At 48.2% G+C, this 18,490-nt stretch carries 15 protein-coding genes; 8 read left to right on the forward strand and 7 right to left on the reverse strand.

Going from position 1 to position 18,490, the window contains the following annotated elements; genetic code table 11:
* Nucleotides 1-2: 2 nt before the first annotated feature.
* From mnmG to rpmH, 6 genes are all read right to left on the reverse strand, one after another.
* On the reverse strand, nt 3-1,889 hold the full coding sequence (gene mnmG, locus C2I18_RS12035) for a tRNA uridine-5-carboxymethylaminomethyl(34) synthesis enzyme MnmG (RefSeq protein WP_249901408.1): 1,887 nt from the start codon (nt 1,887-1,889) through the stop codon (nt 3-5).
* Nucleotides 1,890-1,948: 59 nt separating this feature from the next.
* Complete coding sequence (mnmE, locus tag C2I18_RS12040) at nt 1,949-3,325, reverse strand: tRNA uridine-5-carboxymethylaminomethyl(34) synthesis GTPase MnmE (RefSeq protein ID WP_249901409.1); 1,377 nt, start codon at nt 3,323-3,325, stop codon at nt 1,949-1,951.
* Between the two features lie 157 nt (nt 3,326-3,482).
* Nucleotides 3,483-4,217, reverse strand: a complete 735-nt coding sequence (gene jag / locus C2I18_RS12045; protein ID WP_249901410.1) for an RNA-binding cell elongation regulator Jag/EloR — start codon at nt 4,215-4,217, stop codon at nt 3,483-3,485.
* Complete coding sequence (locus C2I18_RS12050; protein WP_249901411.1) at nt 4,214-5,134, reverse strand: YidC/Oxa1 family membrane protein insertase; 921 nt, start codon at nt 5,132-5,134, stop codon at nt 4,214-4,216. Before C2I18_RS12050 ends, jag begins: the two co-directional genes overlap by 4 nt.
* 86 nt (nt 5,135-5,220) lie before the next feature.
* Nucleotides 5,221-5,571 (reverse strand): ribonuclease P protein component, encoded by a 351-nt coding sequence (rnpA, locus tag C2I18_RS12055; protein WP_249901412.1) that lies wholly within the window; start codon nt 5,569-5,571, stop codon nt 5,221-5,223.
* Between the two features lie 327 nt (nt 5,572-5,898).
* Nucleotides 5,899-6,033 carry a 50S ribosomal protein L34 gene (rpmH, locus tag C2I18_RS12060; RefSeq protein WP_019914530.1) on the reverse strand — a complete coding sequence of 45 codons (135 nt, stop codon included), beginning with the start codon at nt 6,031-6,033 and terminating at the stop codon, nt 5,899-5,901.
* 675 nt (nt 6,034-6,708) lie between these two features.
* On the opposite strand from rpmH, the gene dnaA reads away from it, so the two are divergent.
* The 6 genes from dnaA to gyrB all read left to right on the forward strand — a co-directional run bounded on the left by dnaA (nt 6,709) and on the right by gyrB (nt 13,034).
* The gene (gene dnaA / locus C2I18_RS12065) at nt 6,709-8,055 is read left to right on the forward strand and encodes a chromosomal replication initiator protein DnaA (RefSeq protein WP_249901413.1); all 1,347 of its coding nucleotides are present in this window, start codon (nt 6,709-6,711) and stop codon (nt 8,053-8,055) included.
* A gap of 198 nt (nt 8,056-8,253) precedes the next feature.
* Nucleotides 8,254-9,396: a DNA polymerase III subunit beta gene (gene dnaN / locus C2I18_RS12070; protein WP_249901414.1), complete on the forward strand. Its 1,143-nt coding sequence runs from the start codon at nt 8,254-8,256 to the stop codon at nt 9,394-9,396.
* A gap of 48 nt (nt 9,397-9,444) precedes the next feature.
* Complete coding sequence (gene yaaA / locus C2I18_RS12075; RefSeq protein ID WP_249901415.1) at nt 9,445-9,672, forward strand: S4 domain-containing protein YaaA; 228 nt, start codon at nt 9,445-9,447, stop codon at nt 9,670-9,672.
* A gap of 22 nt (nt 9,673-9,694) precedes the next feature.
* Nucleotides 9,695-10,813, forward strand: coding sequence for a DNA replication/repair protein RecF (recF, locus tag C2I18_RS12080; protein ID WP_249901416.1), 1,119 nt, complete (start codon nt 9,695-9,697; stop codon nt 10,811-10,813).
* 16 nt (nt 10,814-10,829) lie between these two features.
* Nucleotides 10,830-11,078 carry an extracellular matrix regulator RemB gene (remB, locus tag C2I18_RS12085; RefSeq protein ID WP_249901417.1) on the forward strand — a complete coding sequence of 83 codons (249 nt, stop codon included), beginning with the start codon at nt 10,830-10,832 and terminating at the stop codon, nt 11,076-11,078.
* Between the two features lie 45 nt (nt 11,079-11,123).
* Entirely contained in the window at nt 11,124-13,034 is a 1,911-nt protein-coding gene (gyrB, locus tag C2I18_RS12090; protein WP_249901418.1) for a DNA topoisomerase (ATP-hydrolyzing) subunit B, read from the forward strand.
* Between the two features lie 111 nt (nt 13,035-13,145).
* On the opposite strand, the gene C2I18_RS12095 is transcribed toward gyrB, so the two are convergent.
* The gene (locus C2I18_RS12095) at nt 13,146-14,027 is read right to left on the reverse strand and encodes a YheC/YheD family protein (protein ID WP_249901420.1); all 882 of its coding nucleotides are present in this window, start codon (nt 14,025-14,027) and stop codon (nt 13,146-13,148) included.
* 286 nt (nt 14,028-14,313) lie between these two features.
* Here C2I18_RS12095 and gyrA point away from each other — a divergent pair, with 286 nt between their 5' ends.
* On the forward strand, nt 14,314-16,851 hold the full coding sequence (gene gyrA / locus C2I18_RS12100; protein ID WP_249901421.1) for a DNA gyrase subunit A: 2,538 nt from the start codon (nt 14,314-14,316) through the stop codon (nt 16,849-16,851).
* Between the two features lie 183 nt (nt 16,852-17,034).
* Nucleotides 17,035-18,132: an HD-GYP domain-containing protein gene (locus C2I18_RS12105; RefSeq protein ID WP_249901422.1), complete on the forward strand. Its 1,098-nt coding sequence runs from the start codon at nt 17,035-17,037 to the stop codon at nt 18,130-18,132.
* The last annotated feature ends 358 nt before the right edge of the window (nt 18,133-18,490 follow it).

The following is an 18,490-nucleotide window of genomic DNA, read 5'->3' on the forward strand; positions in this document are numbered from 1 at the left end:
AGTTATCCTCTCGCCGCCGTTACCCGGTTATAGTGCTCCAGATATACAAGCAGAATTGAAATATCAGCCGGTGTTACACCTGCGATCCGGGAAGCCTGGCCTATAGAAATCGGAGCGATTTGGGTCAGCTTCTGCCGTGCCTCCATGGCTAATCCGTGAATCTCGTTATAGTCGATATCATCCGGAATCTTCTTCTTCTCCATCTTTTGCAGTTTCTCTACATGCTGAAGCTGCTTCTCGATATAACCGGCGTATTTGATCTGAATTTCGACCTGCTCCTTCATCTCTTCATCCAGTTCTTCCGGAGACGGTGACACTTGATCCACGAAGCTGTAAGCAACCTCAGGACGGCGCATCAGGACAAGCAGATTACTTCCATCCACGATTGGAGCCGAATCGAATCCGGCCAATGCTTCATTAACTTCATTTGGCTTAATCTTTGTTTCTTGAAGACGGGCAATTTCGCGGTCTACCCGTTCTTTTTTATCCAGGAAGGCATCATAACGCTGCTGCGGTATCAGCCCGATTTCATAACCAATAGGAGTCAGACGCAGGTCAGCATTATCATGGCGCAGCAGCAAACGGTATTCAGCGCGTGAAGTAAGCAGACGGTAGGGCTCATTGGTTCCTTTAGTCACCAGATCATCGATCAGTACACCGATATAGCCCTGGGAACGGTCCAGTACAACCGGCTCCTTATCCTGCACCTTACGTGCTGCATTAATTCCCGCCATGACCCCCTGCCCTGCGGCTTCTTCGTATCCGGAGGTTCCGTTAATCTGTCCTGCGGTGAACAGTCCAGGCAGACGCTTCGTTTCCAGGGAAGGCCACAGCTGGGTAGGCACCATCGCATCATATTCGATAGCATAACCATTACGCATCATTTCAACCTTTTCCATCCCCGGAATCGAACGGAGAACGGAAAGCTGGACATCTTCAGGCAGACTGGTGGACAGACCTTGAACGTAGTATTCCGATGTGTTTTTACCTTCAGGCTCCAGGAAAATCTGGTGTTTCGATTTATCGCTGAAACGGACCACCTTATCTTCAATAGAAGGACAATAACGCGGGCCGGTACCTTCAATGATTCCTGTAAACATCGGCGCACGGTGAAGATTATCATTAATAATCTGATGAGTGACTTCAGAAGTATAAGTCAGCCAGCAGGGAAGCTGTTCATTCTGAGAAGATTTGGTCTCAAAGGAGAAGAACTTTGGTTTGTCATCTCCTGGCTGAATTTCCGTTTTTGAGAAGTCAATTGTATCTTTATGCACACGCGGCGGGGTACCTGTCTTAAAGCGCACGAGGTCAAAACCAAGCTCACGCAGGTTCTCCGACAGACGTACGGAAGGCTGCTGATTATTTGGTCCGCTCTCATACTGCAGCTCGCCCATAATCACTTTGCCGCGCAGATAGGTGCCTGTAGTCAAAATCACCGTTTTGCTGCGGTAGACTGTTCCGGTCTTGGTAATAACGCCGGCGCAGACTCCATCCTCAACAATCAGCTCTTCGACCATTCCCTGACGCAGAGTAAGATTTGGAGTCTTCTCCATAGTTTCCTTCATGGCATGCTGATACAGGAATTTATCGGCCTGGGCACGCAGTGCATGTACTGCCGGTCCTTTGCCGGTATTAAGCATCCGCAGCTGGATGAAGGTCTTATCTATATTGCGGCCCATTTCGCCGCCCAGTGCATCAATCTCCCGTACAACATGACCCTTGGCAGGTCCGCCAATCGACGGGTTGCAGGGCATGAATGCGACCATATCCAGGTTAATGGTAATCATCAATGTATTGCAGCCCATCCGGGCCGCAGCCAGAGCAGCTTCGCAGCCGGCATGGCCGGCGCCTATGACCACAACGTCATAGCTGCCTCCTTCATAACTCATATCTTGTTACCTCCTAAAGGTGTAGAAATTTATATACAGCTCATGCCTTCAAAGGCATGTTATTTACCTAAACAGAACTGCGAGAAAATCTGGTCCAGCAGGGAATCAGCAGCGGTATCGCCAATAATCTCTCCAAGCTGTTCCCAGGCCAGCCGCACATCAATCTGAATCATATCAATCGGAACAAGCATATCTGCAGCCTCATACGCATCCTGCAGGGACTTATACGCTTTTTTGAGCAGTGCGATATGCCGGACATTGCTGACATACGTCAGATCTCCGGATTCCAGCTTGCCGCCAAAAAAGAGCTCGGAAATCGCCTCTTCCAGATGGTCAAGCCCCTTCTCTTCCAAGACAGACATCGGCACAAGGCTCGACTCGTTAAAGTACGTAAGCAGCTTGGCCTTATCCAGACGCGGCGGTAAGTCCATTTTATTCATGATGACCAATGCTTGTCTACCGTGGATTTGTTCCATTAGTGCCAATTCATCTTCATGCAGCTCTTCACTGGCATTAAGTACAAGCAGAATCAGGTCTGCATCGCTAAAAGCGGCCTTGGAGCGTTCGACTCCGATTTTCTCCACCACGTCCATCGTTTCACGAATTCCTGCAGTATCGAGGAGCTTCAGCGGGATGTTGTTAATCGTCACATATTCTTCAATGACATCGCGGGTGGTTCCGGGAATGTCTGTTACAATCGCCTTATTATCCCGTGCAAGTGCATTAAGCAGTGAAGACTTGCCGACATTGGGCCGTCCTACAATCGCTGTCGTTATTCCTTCGCGCAGAATCTTTCCTTCACTTGCCGTCTTCAGGAGCTTGTTAATGCCCTCCATAACTTCACTGCTCTTGTCTTTGATAAAATCAGCCGTCAACGATTCCACATCATGCTCCGGATAATCGATATTGACCTCAATATGCGCAAGTGTCTCAATCAGTGTATGACGAAGCTGCTGGATACGCTGGGACAAAGAGCCGCTGACCTGCTTAAGCGCAACGGAAAAAGCCCGGTCCGATTTGGAGCGGATCAGATCGATAACCGCCTCCGCCTGGGACAGATCAATCCGCCCGCCCAGAAAAGCGCGCTTGGTGAATTCACCCGGCTCTGCAAGCCGGATATCCTGCTGAAGAAGCAGGTCCATCACTCTTCTTACGGAGATAACGCCGCCATGGGCACTGATCTCCACTACATCCTCTGTCGTAAAGGAACGCGGCCCCTTCATCACAGTTACCAGCACTTCTTCCATCAGTTCCCCGTTATCCGGGTCTATGATATGACCGTAATGAACGGTATGGGATTCTACTTGGGTCAGCGGTGTACGGCTGCGGAACAGCGGCTCCACCTGGGAAATGGCCCCGGGTCCGCTAACGCGGATGATCGCAATTCCCCCCTCACCTAAGGCCGTGGATACGGCGGCAATGGTATCACTAAGCATACTATATTCACCTCTATATAATCGATACTTTCTTATATGAAGAAGAAACGGAACCCCAGCCTGAAATGGATGGATTCCGTTTCCGCCACTCTTCATCCCTTGTGTAAAAAAACAATGACCCCTTACGTTGGTCAAGGAGTCATTGCGGCATATAATACTACTTCAATGTTATAACGACACGGCGGTTCGGTTCTTCACCCTTGCTCAGGGTATTGACCTGGCGGTGATCCTGCAGTCTGGAGTGGATAATCTTCCGCTCCTGCGGGGACATGGGTTCGAGCACAACCTCTTTACGCGTCCGGATGACCCGTGCCGCGAGCCTGTCGGCCAGCTCCTCCAGTGTCTTCTTGCGGCGTTCGCGGAAATTCTCCGCGTCCAGCACCAGCCGGATAAAACTGTCTGAATAACGGTTGGCCACAATGTTGGCCAAATATTGCAAAGCATCGAGAGTTTGTCCTCTTCTGCCGATCAGCAGCCCCAGATCCGGACCGGATATCTGCAGAATGGTCGATTCCTTGGTATGAACGATTTCTACTTCCACCGTGAGCCCCATGCTCTTGGCGACATCCACAATGAATTGAACGGCCTCCTGATAGGCTTCCTCCACCGGTTGTCCGGAATCTTGGCGCGGCACGCCGCCGACAGCCTCCTGTTTGCTCTCTCTGGTTGACTGCTGAGGCAGTGACGGAGCACTCGCCGCTGACGCCGGTGCGGCTTCGGGAATCAAGGTCAATTCAACCTTGGCGCCCTTCGCACCGATCAATCCAAGGAATCCTCTTGACGGCTGTTCAAGTACGTTGACCGTTACCCGGTCCTTTTGAACTCCAAGCTGGCTTAGTCCCCGTTCTACAGCTTCTTCAATGGTTTTCCCTGTTGCGACGATTTTGCTCATTTTGACTTTTTGGCCCCCTTCTTCTTCGCCTTACCGCTGTTGCCTTTGGCAACGGGAGTAACATCCTTGCGGGCACTTGTATCCTTGGACTTCGTCAGATTCACTTCTTTGCTGCTGGCAGCGCCTGCACCGGCATTTGCAACAGCCAGCTTGGCTGTATCGTTGTTACGGTATAAGAAGTAGTTTTGAACTATGGTATAGATGTTGCTGTACACCCAGTACAGAGGCAGAGCGGCCGGGAAGTTGTACGACATGATGAAGATCAGAACCGGATACACCATCATCATGAACTGCATTGGACCCTGCTGTTGTACCGGATTCATTTTCATCATCATACGGGTTTGCAGGAAAGTAGTTGCGGCAGCGAGCAGCGGCAGGATGAACAAATGGTCAGGCTGGCCGAGCTGGAGCCACAGGAAGGAATGCTCCCGCAGATCAGGGTTATAATAAATCGAATTGTAAAGTGCGATAAAAATAGGCATTTGCACGATCAGCGGCAGACAGCCGGCCATTGGATTAACCTTATTCTCCTGGAACAGGCGCATCGTTTCCTGCTGTACCTTCTCAGGCTGATCTTTATATTTTTTCTGGATTTTCTGGAGCTCCGGTTGAATGGCCTGCATCGCACGCGAGCTTTTCACCTGTTTCATGGTAAGCGGCAGGATCAGCGTGCGGACAATAATAACCATTACTAATACGGCTAGTCCATATTGTCCATTGAACCACTTAGCGAACGTATCGAGGGAAATGGCGAAATAATAAACAACGTTACTCTGCCAGAAGCCTCCATTCTTCAAATCCTCTGTAGTGTGCGTAACCGTTGATGACGGAGCGCAACCTGACAGAACAGCAATCATCAAAACCATTAACCCGAGGAGGAGAAACTGTTTTCCTCGTTTAGTCTTCAATAGAGACACTTCAAAACCCCTCTCTTCAACATTCCATTGCACCGTAAATCATACCATAATTATGAATACAAATAAACAAGCCTCTTATGCCGTCATTACTTGCGTGAGGCCTTGAGCAGCTTGGCTTTGCGCATGACATGAAGCGCGCTTTTCTCGAGCTCGGCGTAATCCATGGCGAGGGCGCCTTTTCTAACGATAAATACCATATCCAGCCCGCCGGCAATTTCGGGTTCATGATGGCGGACAATTTCCTTGACCAGCCGTCTCATCCGGTTGCGGACAACGGCGTTTCCAACCTTCTTGCTGACCGACACACCAAGCCGGAACCGCTCCACCTCTTTTCGGTTGAACCAATACACCACAAACTGATGATTCGCAAATGACTTCCCATGGCGGTATACGCGGCTGAAGTCGGCACGGTTTCTTAATCGTAAGCTTTTGTGCACGGTAAATCTCCTATCAAAGACCGGATCCTGGGAGTCCGGAAATTTTTCTTCTAATAGTATAGTCACCGGGGATACACCATAAACAGCTTGGCCCCCCGATATAAATTCATAATTTGGTAACATTCTTATACATTAAAAAAGCCCCGCAAAGTGAAGCTATCATCCTCTGCAGAGCTTAAGTAATTTACAGAACGCTGAAAAAAGCAGCCTCTTCATCATGAACAGGGCAGTCATTTTTAAGCAATATATAAGGAAAGAAGAAATTCTGAGGGGTTAGACTTCCTTATATTTAAAAAGGACCACAGCAGTGGTCCCTAGCGGCCTAACTTACGCACTCAAAACTTTTCTGCCTTTAAGGCGGCGGGCTGCCAGCACTTTACGGCCGTTTTTTGTGCTCATTCTTTTGCGGAAACCATGTACCTTCTTGCGTTTGCTCACATTCGGTTTGAACGTCGGTCTCATGTATTGCACCTCCCTTACAGGATCTTAATTACTGCCATATTAGCAGAAACGGTCTAAGCCGCTCTTTTGAGTAGGGACAGTATCTACAAGTATCATCAATTAAATTTGGAGACATATCCTCACAGAAAACACCTTTATATATTTAAACACATAATTAGGCAGAAAGTCAACCACCACTGTGCTTCCTTCCTCCCTCTTTTTTAGAGGCTTTTATCCACAGCACCCCGGCAAAAAAAATTAATCCACAGGGCTTAACAGTTATCCACCTGTGACTATTCGCAAAAGTCGACTACTCACATATGAGCACAACCTGTGTATAAAAATATCGAACCGGTGACGGAACCTGTCGAACGATAAACAAATTATCAACAATATGTAGTGTTGTTCCTAAAAATTATACACAAGTGATTGAATTTGTGGATAAAATAGCTCGGCTCATTGAAAAACAAGGGTGATTTTGCTATGATGGTATTACTTTTGAATGTGAATAGATTTGTTTGTTCTATATATTATCAACAAGCTGTGGATAAAGTTGTGAACAATTCAAATTTATCCATATTTTTTTGTCTCTTTATATTGCATACTGGGGATAATATTCAGCAGTAACCCATTTTCTTCGACATTTCCACTTCATGGCTGATGCCACATTTGGAAGATTTAAAGGAGTGACAGTCTGTGGACAGCCATACTTCCGAATTATGGCAGCAAATTTTATCGATTATTCAAACCAAACTAAGCAAACCGAGCTTTGATACATGGTTTAAAGCTACGAAGGCGATAACCTTCAATTCTCAGGCCCTGATCATCTCGGCACCTACAACTTTTGCCGTTGAATGGCTGGAAAGTCGTTACACAAAGCTGGTAGGAGCGACCGTGTTTGAAGTCACCGGACAACAGGTTGACGTGAAGTTTGTGATTGAGGAGAACAAGCCGGCAGAGCCGGTGATCCAGCAGGCAGCTCCTTCTCCCGCGGTATCCCGCGAAGAAGCGCAGACGCATCTGCTCAATCCGAAGTACACTTTCGATACGTTCGTAATCGGTTCAGGCAACCGGTTTGCGCATGCGGCCTCACTGGCCGTGGCGGAAGCGCCCGCCAAAGCTTACAACCCTTTGTTTTTATACGGCGGGGTGGGCCTCGGCAAGACTCACTTAATGCATGCCATCGGGCATTATGTGCTGGAGCATAACCCTAACAATAAGGTTATTTATATCTCTTCCGAGAAGTTTACGAATGAATTCATCAACTCCATCCGTGATAACCGCGGGGAGAGCTTCCGGAATAAATACCGCAACGTAGACATTCTGCTCATTGACGATATTCAATTCCTGGCCGGCAAAGAATCCACGCAGGAGGAATTTTTCCATACGTTCAACGCTCTGCATGAAGAGCGCAAGCAAATTATCATCTCCAGCGACCGTCCCCCAAAGGAAATTCCCACCCTGGAAGAACGGCTGCGTTCCCGTTTTGAATGGGGACTGATCACCGATATCCAGCCGCCGGATCTGGAGACACGGATTGCAATTCTCCGTAAGAAAGCCAAGGCGGAGAACCTGGATATTCCCAATGAAGCTATGATGTACATCGCCAACCAGATCGACACGAACATCCGTGAACTGGAAGGTGCTCTTATACGGGTTGTAGCCTACTCTTCTCTGACTAACCAGGACGTGACTACGCATCTGGCAGCCGAAGCGCTGAAGGATATCATTCCATCCAGCCGGCCGAAGATGATCACGATCGGTGATATTCAGCAAAAGGTCGGTGAATACTACAACCTGCGCATGGAGGATTTCAAAGCGCGCAAGCGTACCAAAGCCGTTGCTTTTCCAAGACAGATTGCCATGTATCTATCCCGCGAGTTAACCGATTATTCCTTGCCGAAGATCGGGGAGGCATTTGGGGGAAGGGACCATACAACTGTCATACATGCCCATGAGAAGATTACACAGTCTCTAAAGGTCGATCAGGAGTTGTACAAAGTGGTAAATAATCTTGCGGAGAAAATTAAAAATCCTTCCTAAGAGGAACAAAGAGCCTATACACAATCTATACACATGTGGGTAGGCTTAATTTTATGCGGTTCTCAGGAGTTATCCACATAAACGGAGCCCCTACTACTAATACTATTAAAGATCTATAATAATTCATCTTCTAAACAGCCTGCAGGAAGAAGAATTCAAAAGCGGCAATTTCCCAATTTTTCAGCTAGGAGTGAAATCATGAAAATAAGCATTCTTAAAAATGAACTCAACGAATCCATCGGACACGTTTCCAAGGCCATTTCCAGCAGAACAACCATCCCGATTCTGACCGGTATCAAGCTGGAGGTTAATCACCAGGGCGTTACTTTGACGGCAAGCGATACCGATATTTCCATCCAGTCTTTTATACCGGCAGAGAATGACAGCCATACGATCGTCAAAGTGGAACGGCCCGGCAGCGTTGTGCTTCCCGCCAAGTTTTTCGTCGAGATCATCAAGAAGCTTCCCTCCAAAGAAATTCATATGGAAGTGAAGGAGGGCTTTCAAACCTATATCTCTTCCGGTTCCACCGAAATCCAGATCGTCGGCCTTGATCCTGAGGAATTTCCTGTGCTGCCAAGCATCGAAGAGAACGACACCATCTCGATTCCCGGCGACCTGCTGAAAAATATGATCAAACAGACTGCCTTTTCCATCTCCACCCAAGAGACAACACCGATTCTGACAGGTATTCTGTGGAATCTTCAGGATAATGAATTCAAGTTCACCGCGACTGACCGCCACCGGCTGGCAACAAGAGCCGCCCATCTGGAAGGTACGGAGAATGTTCACTTCGGAAATGTAGTTATTGCCGGTAAAACGCTGAATGAGCTCAGTAAAATCATCCCTGACCAGAATATGCTGGTTGATATTGTCGTTGCCGATAACCAGGTGCTGTTCAAAATTGACAAGGTCCTGTTCTATTCCCGCATCCTGGACGGCGTATATCCGGATACTTCTAGAATTATTCCGACCAGCTACAAAACAGAACTGACTCTTGATACAAAAAAATTAAGCGAATCGATTGACCGCGCTTATTTGCTGTCCCGTGAAGAAAAAACAAATATCGTCCGCATGCAGACGCTGGAGAACGGCGATGTTGAGATCTCTTCCAGTTCCTCGGAGCTGGGTAAAGTCCGTGAAGAGCTGGAAGTCATTGATTTCAAAGGCGAACCGCTCAAAATCTCCTTCAACTCCAAATATATGCTTGATGTGCTGAAGGTTGTAGAAAGTGAGCAGCTCGTTATCGCCTTTACGGGAATGATGAGCCCGATCATTTTGAAGCCGCTGGATGAAAGCAAGAGCCTGTACGTCATTCTGCCATACCGCACAACCAATTAACGCCGCTGTCCATGAACTTGTGGATAAGTGGTGGAAAGGATAAAAAACATGAAAAAAATACTTATCCACAGTGGATATATTAAGCTGGACCAGTTTTTGAAACTCTCCGATTGTGTATCCACAGGGGGGATGGCCAAAGCGCTGCTGCAGGAAGGGCATGTGCTTGTGAACGGGGAAAAAGAAGACCGGCGTGGAAGAAAGCTGTACCCGGGTGATACAATAGAGGTTCAGGACAACGGCGTTTTCGAAGTTGAAGGCGGCGGAATAAAAGAGTAGTCACCCAAGGAGGAAGGGCTTCGTGTTTGTTAAAAATATCGGCCTGCAGAATTACCGCAACTACGGCCTGCTGCGTCTAGAGAACCTGGGCGATGTAAACCTGATCCTCGGTCAGAATGCCCAGGGCAAAACAAACCTCATGGAGGCCCTATTTGTCCTGGCCATGACCAAAAGCCACCGTACCTCCAAGGATAAGGAGCTCATCTCATTTGATGCTCCAGGTGGTGCGGCACAGATTACAGCCGAAATAGAACGTAAATACGGGGATTTGAAGCTGGAGCTGATCCTGTCCGCCCAAGGCAAAAAAGCCAAGATTAACGGACTGGAGCAGCGCCGGCTTAGTGAGTTTGTAGGATCGCTTAATGTGGTGATGTTTGCCCCCGAAGATCTGGAAATCGTAAAAGGGACACCGGGAATCAGACGCCGGTTCCTGGATATGGAGATCGGACAGGTGCAGCCAAGCTACCTTTTTCACCTGCAGCAATACCAGAAGATACTGGTGCAAAGAGGGAATCTGCTCAAGCAGTTATGGGGGAAGGAAGCCTCGGGCAAAGAGCTGCTGGAAATTTGGGATGCCCAACTTGTTGAGCATGGTGTTAAAATCGTCAAAAAAAGGAAACAATTCATAAAGAAGCTGCAAATATGGGCCGAGACCATTCATAAGGGAATTACGAATGGCGGAGAAGAGCTCAAATTACTGTATGTCCCTTCTTTTGGAGAACGCGATACGGAAGATGAAGCTGTCTTATTAGACAATTTTATGTTAAAGTTATCACAAACGAGAGAACAGGAAATCAGGCGCGGCATGACGCTGACGGGTCCCCATAGGGATGACCTGTCCTTTTTTATCAACGGAAGAGAAGCTCAGGTCTACGGTTCCCAGGGGCAGCAGCGTACGGCGGCTTTATCACTTAAGCTGGCGGAAATCGAGCTGATCCATGAGGAGATCGGAGAGTATCCTGTGCTGCTTCTTGATGATGTTCTGTCCGAGCTTGATCCCTACCGTCAGACCCAGCTCATAGAAACTTTTCAGAGCAAGGTCCAAACCTTCATCACCGCCACCGGTGTAGAGGGACTAAGCACCGACAAGCTGAAAGGCGCAAGCCTGTATCATGTCCATGACGGAAAAGTGGAGCTATAAAGAGCGGAGGAAGTCTATGTATATACATTTGGGCGGAGAAAAGGTTATTCGGTCCTCAGAGCTGATTGCTATCTTTGATATATCGATTGAGAAATCCTCCAAAGTGTCGAAGCAGTTCATTATTCATTCCGAACAGGATAAAAGACTGGAACGAATCGGTGAAGAGGAAGCGAAATCCATAGTCGTCACCAAAAATACTGTGTACTACTCCCCCATTTCCTCCTCCACTCTCAAAAAAAGAGCCAAAATCTTGTTAGAAATATAAAGTTTTGAAGTTATAAGAGATAATCAGAAAGAAGTAGGTGAAGGCATGTCAATGAATCAACCGACATATGATGAGAGCCAGATTCAGGTACTGGAAGGGCTGGAGGCTGTTCGGAAACGTCCCGGCATGTACATCGGCTCCACCAGCTCCAAAGGTCTGCATCATTTGGTCTGGGAGGTCGTCGATAATAGTATCGATGAGGCGCTGGCAGGTTTTTGCGACCGGATTCAAGTGATTATTCATGAAGATAACAGCATTACGGTTATTGATAACGGACGGGGTATCCCTGTCGGAGAGAACGTAAAGCTGAAGAAATCGACTCTGGAAGTTGTAATGACCGTTCTGCATGCAGGCGGTAAATTCGGAGGCGGTGGATATAAAGTTTCCGGCGGTCTTCACGGTGTAGGTATATCTGTCGTGAACGCGTTGTCCGAGAAAGTGGTTGTAACGGTCAAACGTGACGGCCATGCGTACCGGCAGGAGTACAGACGCGGTGCCCCGCAGTATGATATCAAGATTATCGGCGATTCCGACGAGACAGGAACGACTACAACCTTCCTTCCCGATCCGGAGATTTTCACCGAAACAACTGTGTATGATTATACGACCCTGCTTACCCGTATCCGTGAGCTGGCATTCCTGAACAAGGGAATTGAGCTTTCACTGACGGATGAACGGACCGGGACTTCCAATACGTTCAAGTACGATGGCGGTATCGTGGAATATGTGAAATATCTCAATGAGAAAAAAGAGGCGCTGCACGAGGAACCAATTTACGTGGAAGGCTCGCGTGATATGATTGCGGTGGAAGTGGCTCTGCAATATAACGATTCATATACCGAGAATATTTATTCTTTTGCCAATAATATTAATACGCATGAAGGCGGAACACATGAATCCGGCTTTAAGAGCGCATTGACCCGGATTATTAATGATTATGCCCGCAAGACCGGCGTCATTAAGGACAGCAGCGGCAACCTCACCGGGGATGATGTCCGTGAAGGACTAACAGCGATTATTTCTGTCAAAATTCCGGAGCCGCAGTTTGAGGGACAGACCAAGACCAAACTCGGCAACAGTGAAGTCCGCGGGGTAGTCGAGTCGCTGTTCGGTGAGAAGCTTCAGGAATTCCTGGAGGAGAACCCGGCTGTTTCCCGCCGTGTACTGGATAAAGCGCTGCAGGCTTCACGTGCACGTGAAGCAGCACGCAAAGCCCGTGAGCTGACCCGCCGCAAGAGTGCGCTTGAAGTCAGCGCCCTTCCGGGCAAGTTGGCCGACTGCTCTTCCAAGGACGCTTCGATCAGTGAGCTGTATATCGTCGAAGGTGACTCTGCCGGAGGTTCTGCCAAGCAGGGCCGCGACCGCCACTTCCAGGCGATCCTGCCGCTGCGCGGTAAGATTCTGAACGTGGAAAAAGCACGGCTTGACCGCATTTTGTCCAATGCCGAGATCCGCGCAATTATTACAGCTCTGGGAACAGGGATCAGCGATGAATTCGACCTGTCGAAGGCGCGTTATCACAAAATCGTCATTATGACAGACGCTGACGTAGACGGTGCCCACATCCGTACCTTGCTGCTGACCTTCTTCTACCGCTACATGCGGAAGATCATCGAAGCGGGCTTTATTTATATCGCCCAGCCGCCGCTCTTCAAGATTGAGCGCAACAAGGTAATCCGCTACGCACAGTCCGAGAAGGAACGTGACGAGATCATCGCCAGCTTCGGCGAGAACGTGAAGGTTAACGTACAGCGCTACAAAGGACTGGGAGAGATGAACGCGGAGCAGCTCTGGGATACAACGATGGACCCTGAGAGCCGCACCATGCTTCAGGTTACGATTGAGGACGCTATTCTGGCTGACGGTATCTTCGATACGCTTATGGGAGATAATGTGGAGCCGCGGCGTGAGTTCATACATGAACATGCCCAATCTGTGCGCAACCTTGATATTTAAATCAAGAACCTGTCACACCAGGCTGTGACGATGTTTCATACGGAACCTCCGGGTGCTATTCTCCAGATGAATAGCTGCCCGGAGGTTCTTTTATTGGGACGAAGATGCTGGTTAACGTTTAGAGAGGGACTTGCGGCGGGAGGAAGCTTTGGCGGTTGTTTTGCTTTTCTTAAGGCGTCCGTAAGCTACAGCGTAGCGGTGAATTCTGCGGTAGATCGATTTATCGGGAAACTGCTTGAACACCATAATGGCAGGAAGCGTATTGACCTCGAGCAGCCAAGGATCATGATGCTGGTCCAGCGCTACATCCAGACCAATTTCCTTGATGTCAGGATAGGCGGTTTCCAGCTGGGCGGCGATCCGTACTCCAAGGTTCTTCAGGTTTTGAACCGCTTTTGTCAGCTCATCCGGAATCATATGGCCTTTAAGCAGCGCTTTTACGGGCAGAACGCTGCCGCCGCTATGATAATTGGTGACGATTTTGAGCGGAGCGGCGACTCTTCCCACCATTCCTGTTGTCTCCCAGCCGCCTTTCAGATTTTTTTGCGTAAGTATCCTGAGGTCAAAGGGGCGGTCGTCATGACGTAGAAGATCAATACCCTGCTGGATCAGATAGACACGTCCCTGAATCCGCCGCTTAATCGCTGCATGAAGCAGTTCCGGTGAGGAGAAAGCTTCTGCATCCATATTATATCTGAGGACATACATGATCTGCTGGGAGAGGAGGGCTTCATTTCCCTCTGATTCACTATGCTCGGTACCCGGCTGCTGCTCGCTTGAACTTAAATGTACTATACGCTGTTCTGCCCGCATGACTCCGTTACCGTAGGTACCGCGGTCGGGTTTTATAAACACTGTTCCATACAGCCCGAGCAGTTCCTTCAGACTGTCCAGGCTATACTTCCGCGTTTCCGGAATGAAGACTGACAGCGGACGGTTTTGCAAAATGACTTTTGTTTTGGCCCATTTACTGGAGACCCTTTGAATCCTCATTATCTTCCTCCTTCAAAGCTGAAAATTCAGGACAAGACAACTAAATAATGTTATAATATAAGGATATGGGGTTATGACTTTTTGGACAAAAACAGGCCAGAAAGCTACTCTTCATGTCCTTACAGTCTATGTACCGAAGACATAAGCGGAAAGGGCAAATACCCCTGTCAATGCTAAAAGAAATCAAAAATAGAAGATATAAGACCATGGCGTTTAATTGTGCTACTTTTGTGAAAGTAATATAATAAAGGGTAGCGGTTTTTAACTGAAGGAGGTCCAGCAACTCATGGCTGAACAAAATAACCCGCAAATCAAAGATCGGGACATTGGTGAGGAAATGCGCGAATCCTTTATGGATTACGCGATGAGCATCATTGTCAGCCGGGCTTTGCCGGATGTGCGGGACGGACTCAAGCCTGTTCACCGACGCATTTTGTTTGCGATGTCGGAACTTGGGATGTTCTCGGATAAGCCTCACAAGAAATCAGCGAGAATCGTTGGTGAGGTTATCGGTAAGTATCACCCTCACGGGGACTCTGCTGTATATGAAACAATGGTACGGATGGCCCAGGATTTCTCCATGCGCTATATGCTCATAGACGGGCACGGTAACTTTGGATCGATTGACGGAGATATGGCTGCTGCAATGCGGTATACAGAAGCAAGGCTGTCCAAAATTGCCGGTGAGATGCTTCGGGATCTCAATAAAGAAACGGTAGATTTTGCACCCAACTACGACGGTGAAGAGAATGAGCCGGTAGTATTGCCTGCACGTTATCCTAATCTGCTCGTTAACGGGGTAGGCGGAATCGCTGTAGGGATGGCAACCAATATTCCTCCGCATAACCTGGGTGAGGTTATTGACGGTGTGCAGGCAATGATCAAGAATCCGGACATTACGCCTATGGAGCTCATGGAGTATATTCAAGGACCGGATTTCCCTACTGCAGGGTATATATTGGGCCGTGAAGGTATTCGCCAGGCCTACCGGACAGGCCGCGGATCGGTTACGATGCGCGCCAAGGCAGTCATTGAAGAGAATAACGGAAAAGCACGGATTATTGTGCACGAATTGCCTTATCAGGTCAACAAAGCCAGACTCGTAGAGAAGATTGCGGAACTGGTCCGCGAAAAACGGATCGAAGGCATTACCGATCTTCGTGACGAATCTGACCGCAATGGTATGCGGGTCGTGATCGAGATGAGACGGGATGTTAATCCGAATGTAGTCTTGAACAATCTCTACAAGCATACTGCAATGCAGTCCACCTTCGGCATTAATATGCTGGCTATCGTCGGCAAAGAGCCGAAGATTCTGAATCTTCGCGAAGTGCTGTATCACTATTTGCAGCACCAGATTGAAGTAATCCGCCGCCGGACAATCTTTGATCTCAAGAAAGCAGAGGCACGGGCGCATATCCTGGAAGGTCTGCGGATCGCGCTGGATCATCTGGACGAAGTCATTGCACTGATCAGAGCTTCCCGTACAACCGATATTGCCCGTGAAGGCTTGATTGAGACCTTCAGTCTCAGCGTTGAGCAGGCTCAGGCCATTCTCGATATGCGGATGCAGCGCCTGACCGGACTGGAACGTGAGAAGATTGAAAATGAATATAATGAGCTGATGGCCAAAATTGCCGAGTACCGCGAGATTCTGGCTAACGAGCACCTTGTGCTTGATATCATCAGCAATGAACTTCAGGAAATCCGTGACAAGTATTCGGATGACCGCCGCACTGAGATTACCATCGGTGAAGAGAGCATTCTCGATGAGGATCTGATCCCGCGTGAAGAGGTTGTAATTACTATTACCCACACCGGCTACATCAAACGCCTGCCAGTCAGCACCTACCGCAGCCAGAAGCGCGGAGGCCGGGGTGTTATCGGTATGGATACGAAGGATGAGGATTTCGTAGAGCATCTCTTCGTAAGTAATTCCCACAACTATCTGATGTTCTTTACCGATAAGGGTAAAGTATACCGGATCAAAGCTTACGAGATTCCTGAGCTGGGCCGTACGGCACGGGGAACACCGATCATCAACCTGATTCAGATTGAGCAGGGCGAGAAGATCAGTGCAGTCATCCAGGTTGAGGAGGGGGACAGTGATAAGTATCTGTTCTTTGCGACCCGTGAAGGGATAGTGAAGAAGACCCCTCTGGAAGATTACAATAACATCCGCAAAGGCGGACTTATTGCTATCAACCTGCGGGAAGAGGATTCCCTGATTGAAGTGAAGCTGACTGACGGTGAGCAGAATCTGATTATCGGTACTGCACGCGGGATGTCCATTACTTTCTCCGAGAACGATGTGCGTTCCATGGGCCGCAGCGCAACCGGGGTTAAGGGGATTACCCTTGACGACAATGACCATGTGATCGGTATGGATTGTGTCGATAAGGATCTGGAAGTGCTTATTGTAACGACTAAGGGTTACGGCAAGCGGACACCAGCGGCCGATTACCGTTCACAGACCCGTGGCGGTAAGGGCATCAAGACGATTAACCTTACGGATAAGAATGGTCCGGTAGTCGGTCTGAAGGTTGTTAAGAAGGATGAAGACCTGATGATTATCACGACAAGCGGTACCCTGATCCGTACAAGCATGGATGGTATCTCCACAATGGGCCGTTATGCGCAGGGCGTTAAGCTGATTAATATCCGTGAGGATGATGCGGTAGCGACGCTGTGCAGAGCAGACAAAGAGGAAGAGCTGCCTGAGCTTGAGGATGGCGAAGAGGTTCTAGGTGAAGCAGCAGAAGAAGCAGTAACGTCTGACCAGCCTGAATCTGATAACCAAGATGAAGAAAGCAACGAAGAATAATAGATAAGATTACAGAAAGGGCATGGGTTTCTATCAGAAACTCATGCTCTTTTTATATATGTGTAAATTTTTATGAGTAATGTCCCTGCTCTATCTAGTCGCCTGCAATTTTCCATACTATAATTAACAAATTAAATGTAATTCCTAAAAGCCAAGTGCCACAGAAATAGAGGGGCTGAGTTTATGCCGAGCATATCGGTAACAGAAGTTAAACCGGGTTCAAAGATCACTAAAGATGTTGTCACTCCCTTGGGCGGGGTATTATTTGCAAAAGGAAAAATCATACTGCCGCGCGATATTGAGATTTTGCAGGCTTTTCTGATTCAGCAGGTAGAGGTTGAAGGGGTGCAAGCTGAGAATAAATCTCCGGAGCCGGCGGCAGCTGCCAAGCAGTCATCCGTCAAAGCAGGTGCTACGATTAACCAGTCGCGGCTTGCCAAGACGAATTCCCCTCTTCATGATGAATATGAAAAAATGCTGGCGCTCATTAAAAAGAGCTATCACTCGGCCGCCGCCGCCGCGCTGCCTATTTTTGAACTGCGGAGCCAGCTGGAATCATTGATAAGTCAGCTCAAAGATTATCATGTCCTGAAGTTTGCCCCTAGGGTACTGCTTGATCAGGATTATAATTATCATAACGCAGTTCTTTCAGCTCTAACCTCTTATAAGATTGCCCAGTGGTGCGGATATCCGCAAAAGGATTGGATGCAGGCTGCCTTTGCCGGCTTGCTGCATGACATCGGTAACGTGAAGGTAGACAGCTCACTGCTGCAAAAGCCAACACCTTTGACTGCAGCGGAAGTAGAGGAAGTCCGCAGACACACTACCTACGGATACCAGCTGCTGAGGGGGGTTACAGCGATTAATGAAGGCGTAAGACTTGCGGCACTGCAGCATCATGAGAAAATTGACGGCTCCGGGTATCCCCTGCGGCTTGAGGGAAGCCAGATTCACTTTTATGCGAAGATTGTAGCAGTGGCAGATATATTCCATGCAATGACACTGGAGAAAGCCTACAGAAGAGCCCAGTCGCCTTATCTGGTTTTGGAGCAGCTTTTGGCGGAAAGCTTCGGCAAGCTGGATCCGGCCATCGTACAGACTTTCATTCAGAAGACAACGGATCTGCACAGCGGGACCAAAATAAAACTTAGCGATGGTCGTCATGGAGAGATCATTTTTACAGACCGCAGTAATCCTACACGGCCTATGGTTCAGGTAGAAGGTATGATTGTTAACCTGATGATGGAACGGAACCTGTACATTCAGGAAATCATCGCCTGAGAGGATAATCTAATTTTATTATCGAGACCGCAATAACTGAAGAATGCCTTCACGCGGAACAGAGAGTTGCGGTCTTATAGTCTATATATGAGTCTTCTAAAAAAGTACTTGCAAAGATAATTTATACGTGGTATATTCTATATCTGGCCGCGAAACATCAACGCTAAGCTAAAATAAGAAAATAAAAAAAAGCTTGCATTGATCGGTCGGATGTGATATAGTATAAGAGTTGCTGGTGACGAGATAATCGACACTAACAACGAGCTTGATCTTTGAAAACTGAACAACGAGTGAGTACCTGGAAATCACTTCGGTGAGATCCAAAAATGAGAATGCAAATTCTCGTCAGATGTTTCAA

Source organism: Paenibacillus sp. PK3_47 (genome assembly GCF_023520895.1).
GTDB lineage: Bacteria > Bacillota > Bacilli > Paenibacillales > Paenibacillaceae > Paenibacillus_AQ.